This is a genomic window from uncultured Microbacterium sp., from assembly GCF_913776565.1.
Taxonomy (GTDB): Bacteria; Actinomycetota; Actinomycetes; order Actinomycetales; family Microbacteriaceae; genus Microbacterium.
In genome coordinates this window covers 1-4737 of sequence record NZ_CAJYPF010000014.1, presented here as the reverse complement: position 1 = coordinate 4737, position 4737 = coordinate 1, and the positions used below count along the sequence as shown (strand labels likewise).

Below are 4737 nucleotides of genomic sequence, written 5' to 3'. Positions count from 1 at the left end.
AAGCCGATCGTCATCACCCAGCCCGAGGGCTCGAGCTTCACCGTCGACGACGAGCACGTCACGTGGGGCGAGTGGGACCTGCGCATCGGCTTCGACACCCGCGAGGGTCTGATCCTGCGTCAGCTCTCGTTCGCCGGGCGACCGGTGATGTACCGCGGCTCGATCAGCGAGATGGTCGTGCCCTACGCCGATCCCGCCCCGAACCGGTTCTGGCAGAACTACTTCGACACCGGCGAGTACCTCTTCGGCCGGTACACGAACGAACTCGAACTCGGCTGCGACTGCGTCGGCGACATCACCTACGTCGACGCGGTGCTGTCAGATGAGAACGGGATGCCGCGCACCATCCGCAACGCGGTGTGCATGCACGAGGAGGACTTCGGCACCCTGTGGAAGCACACCGACATCTTCACCGGGTCGAGCGAGGTGCGTCGCTCACGGCGTCTGGTCATCTCGTTCTTCACGACGGTGGGCAACTACGACTACGGCTTCTACTGGTATTTGTACCTCGACGGCACCATTGAGTGCGAGGCCAAGCTCACCGGCATCCTGTTCACCTCCGCCTACCCCGGTGAGGGCTACCCGTTCGCGTCCGAGGTGGCTCCGGGGCTCGGGGCGCCGTATCACCAGCACCTCTTCTCGGCCCGACTCGACATGACCGTCGACGGGGTGGCCAACGTCGTCAACGAGATCGACGCCGTGCGCGTGCCGATCTCGCCGACCAACCCCGCGGGCAACGCCTTCACCAAGAAGGTGACTCCGATCACGAGCGAGAGCGTCTCGGGCCGCGTCGCCGACGGGGCGGTCAACCGCGTCTGGCAGATCGCGTCGGCGGAGAAGACCACCGCGCGCGGCCAGGCGACCTCGTACATGCTCTTCCCCACCGAGACGCCGGTCCTGCTGGCCGATGATGACTCGTCCATCGCGGCACGCGCCGCGTTCGCCACCAAGAACCTGTTCGTCACGAAGTACGACCCCGACGAGCGCTACGCCGCGGGCGACTTCGTCAACCAGCACCCGGGCGGAGCCGGCATCCCTGCGTTCATCGCCGGCGACGAGCCCCTCGTCGGTGAAGACCTCGTGCTCTGGCACACGTTCGGCCTCACGCACTTCCCGCGCAACGAGGACTGGCCGGTCATGCCGATGGACTACGCGAAGTTCACGCTCAAGCCCTACAACTTCTTCGAACGCAACCCCGTGCTGAACGTCCCCGCGCCGGCTATCACGCACTGCACCCCCGCGGCGGGGCACGGGCACGGGCACGGGCAGCACGCGGACGCCCCGGCATCCGGCGCGCACGGTCACGAGCACGGCGCGCACGGCCATGACGGGCACGGCGACGCGCACCACGGTTGAACCGATGAGCGAGATCCTCCACGCCTGGGCGGTCGCCCCCGCCGCGGTCGGCGCCTGCTGTCTGGCAGCCGATCGTGCGCGGGTGCGGCCGCCCGAGGTCGTGGCCTCCGTGCTCATGCTGCTGGCGATGCTGGACGCCGCCGCGTTCGAGGTCGTGGCGCCGGTGGGATGGACGGCGCTGCTGCTCACGGCGGCCGTGGGCCTCGCGGTCTGGCGGCGTCCCCGACAGCGTCGAGCCGCGCGCGTTCCCGTGATGATGACACTGCACACGACGCTCGGGATGGTGGCGATGGCCGCTCTCCAACTCGGGATGGGCGGACACGGCGCCTCCACCGGCCATGCTCACGGCGTCGCCCTGGCCCCGTTCCTGCTCGCGATCGCGGCCGGGTACGCGGGGTTGTCCATCGCCGCGATACGACGGATGCCGGCGCGGCTCGACCGTACCCAGATCGGCGCCATGGCGGTGTCCGTGGCACTCATGACCGTCGCAGCGGTGTGAGCGGTCGGCGCACTGTGGCTCGGCGGCTCGGGAAACCGGTTCGCGCGACGGACCCTCGGCTCGACACGGTCACTCACGGGCTGTTAAGCATGCTCGATCGCCTGACCCTGCCGTGCTGTGCGGTGCGGCCGGGATCCCGTCGGTCCCCGGCCGCACCGCTTTCGTCCGGATCAGCGCGTGAGGCGCAGCGTCACGAGCTGGAACGGCCGCAGCTCGAGATCCACGACGCCACCCTGCACGGCGGTGACCGCCGCGGCATCCACGTCGCGCTCCAGCAGGTCGGTCTCGCTCACGCGGGCGACGTCGAAACCGGCCTCGAGCCGCGCCTGCGTACGCTCCCCCAGCGCCTCGTAGAGGCGCACGACCACGTCGCCCGACCCGTCCTGTGCGAGCTTGACGGCCTCGACGACGATGCCGGGGGCGTCGATCGCCACCAGCGGGGCGATGCTTTCCTCGGCGGCGTCCGTCACCGTGCGCGCCGGCAGGTTCGTGCGGTAGCCCTCGGCGACGGCGTCGAGCACGTCGGCGCCCACGACGATGCCCACCTCGAGGTGGTGCGCGCCCTGGTCCTGACCGGGGTCGGGGAACATCGCCGAGCGGATGATCGACAGGCGCACGAGCGAGAACGTGCCCCCGCCCTCGCGCTCGTGGCGCGTGATGTCGTGTCCGTAGGTCGAGTCGTTGGTCACGGCGACGCCGAAGTCGGGCTCGGCGACGCGCACCCACCGGTGCGCGGCGGTCTCGAAACGCGCCGCGTCCCACGAGGTGTTCGTGTGGGTGGGGCGAACGATGTGACCGAACTGGATCTCGGATGCCGCACGGTCGGTGTGCACGTCGACCGGGACGCCGAGCTTGAGCAGCTTCTGCTGCTCGTGCCAGTCGACGTCGAGCGACAGGCGCACCGTGCGCGACCCCGCGGCGAGCGCGAAGCGCGTGACGATCGTGGAGTCGCCGACCGAGCGTTCCACCACGACGGCGTCGCCGTCGACGCGGACGGCGTCGGCGCTGTCGAGGGGTGTGGCGTGACGGCGGTAGGTCTCGTCGATGTCCCACGCGTCCCACTGGGTCGGGGTGTCGCGGAACACCTCGAACAGCCCCGCCGCCTGCCCCGCGGGCACGACCTCGCGGCCCGACACCACGTCGACGAGCGAGATGAGGAGCCCGCGACCGTCGATGACCGCGTGCACGATGCCGTTGTCGAGCACGTAGCCCTCGCCCTCGGCGCGCGGCGCGATGTCGCGCGCCCCCGGCGCCGGCGCGATGCCCAGGGCGGGCGCCCCGGAGCGGGCGTGGGGCGCGGCGTTGGCGAGCAGCGTGCGGTCGCCCTCGCCGGCGAGCGCGCGGAGGCTGTCGGCGATGATCTGCTCGAGCTCGGCCGCGATGGCTGCGTAGTTGCGCTCGGCATCCCGGTGCACCCATGCGATCGAGGTGCCGGGGAGGATGTCGTGGAACTGCTGCAGCAGCACCAGGCGCCACAGGCGGCGGAAGGCCTCGGCCGGATACTCCGCCCCCGTGCGCACGGTCGCGGTCGCCGCCCACAGCTCGGCCTCGCGCAGCAGGTGCTCGCTGCGACGGTTGCCCTGCTTGGTGCGCAGCTGGCTCGTGTAGGTGCCGCGGTGGAACTCGAGGTACAGCTCCCCCGCCCACACGGCCGGGTCGGCGTATTCGGCCTCGGCGGTCTCGAAGAACTCCCGCGGGGTCGAGTGCTTCACGATCGGCGCGCCCTCGAGCGAGTGGGCGCGCGCGATGGTCGCGGTCATCTCGCGCGTGGGGCCGCCGCCGCCGTCGCCGAAGCCGTACGGCAGCAGCGAGGTGCGCGCGCGGCCCTTGTCGGCGAAGTTGCGCTCGGCGTGCGCGAGGTCGGCCGCCGTCACCTCGGAGTTGTACTTGTCGACCGGCGGGAAGTGCGTGAAGATGCGCGACCCGTCGATGCCCTCCCAGCGGAAGGTGTGGTGCGGGATGCGGTTGGTCTCGTTCCACGAGATCTTCTGCGTGAGGAACCAGCGCGCACCGGCGGCCTTCATGATCTGCGGCAGGGCTCCGCTGTAGCCGAACGAGTCGGGGAGCCACACCTCTTCGGTGTCGATGCCGAACTCCTCGAGGAAGAAGCTCTTGCCCTCCACGAACTGGCGGGCCATCGCCTCGCCGCCGACCATGTTGGTGTCGGACTCGACCCACATGCCGCCCACGGGCACGAAGCGCCCCTCGGCGACCCGCTCCTTGAGCCGTTCCCACAGCGCCGGGTAGTGCTCCTTCATCCAGGCGAACTGCTGCGCCGACGACGACGCGAAGACGAAGGCGGGGTCTTCGTCCATGAGCGACAGCACGTTGCTGAAGGTGCGCGAGACCTTGCGCGCGGTCTCGCGGACGGGCCACAGCCACGCCGAGTCGATGTGCGCGTGTCCCACGGCGTGCAGCACGTGGGCACTGGATGCCGCGGGCGCGGCCAGCAGCGGAGCGAGGACGTCGCGCCCGGCCTGGGCCGTGCCGGCCACGTCGTGCGGATCGACGGCGTCGATCGCGGCATCCATCCCCTCCAGCAGGGTGGCGCGGCGCGCGGAGGTCGCGTCGAGCTCGGCGATCAGGCCGTGGAGCAGACGGAAGTCCTGCAGCAGGTCCCACACCGCGAGGTCGCGAAGGCCGATCGACATCTCGCGCAGCGTATAGAGAGGAGCATCCCCGGCGGTCGCGGGGTCACCGACCGGCGTGGGCTCGAACGTGAAGAGACTGCCCACGTCGGGATTGGATGCCGCCTCGACGAGCACGTCGACCCGGCCGTCGGCGTCGACCGCGGCGGGGCTGGCGTTGTTGAACGGCGAGACGCCCTTGATGGGCGCGCCCTGGCGGTTCCACACGAGCGCTTCGCACTGGAAGCCGCTCTG

General features: G+C 70.7%; 2 protein-coding genes and 1 pseudogene. 2 read left to right on the top strand and 1 reads right to left on the bottom strand.

What is annotated here, in order from left to right; all coding sequences use genetic code 11:
* Both QZ433_RS00960 and QZ433_RS00955 read left to right on the top strand, forming a co-directional pair.
* Positions 1 to 1356 (top strand): annotated as a pseudogene (locus QZ433_RS00960) (tyramine oxidase); the annotation flags it as partial.
* Positions 1357 to 1360: 4 nt separating this feature from the next.
* The gene (locus QZ433_RS00955) at positions 1361 to 1855 is read left to right on the top strand and encodes a hypothetical protein (RefSeq protein WP_295779584.1); all 495 of its coding nucleotides are present in this window, start codon (positions 1361 to 1363) and stop codon (positions 1853 to 1855) included.
* Positions 1856 to 2025: 170 nt separating this feature from the next.
* Here the strand turns inward: QZ433_RS00955 and QZ433_RS00950 are convergent.
* Positions 2026 to 4737, bottom strand: a 2712-nt coding sequence (locus tag QZ433_RS00950) for a glycoside hydrolase family 38 C-terminal domain-containing protein (RefSeq protein ID WP_295779583.1), incomplete at its 5' end; no start/stop codon positions are given.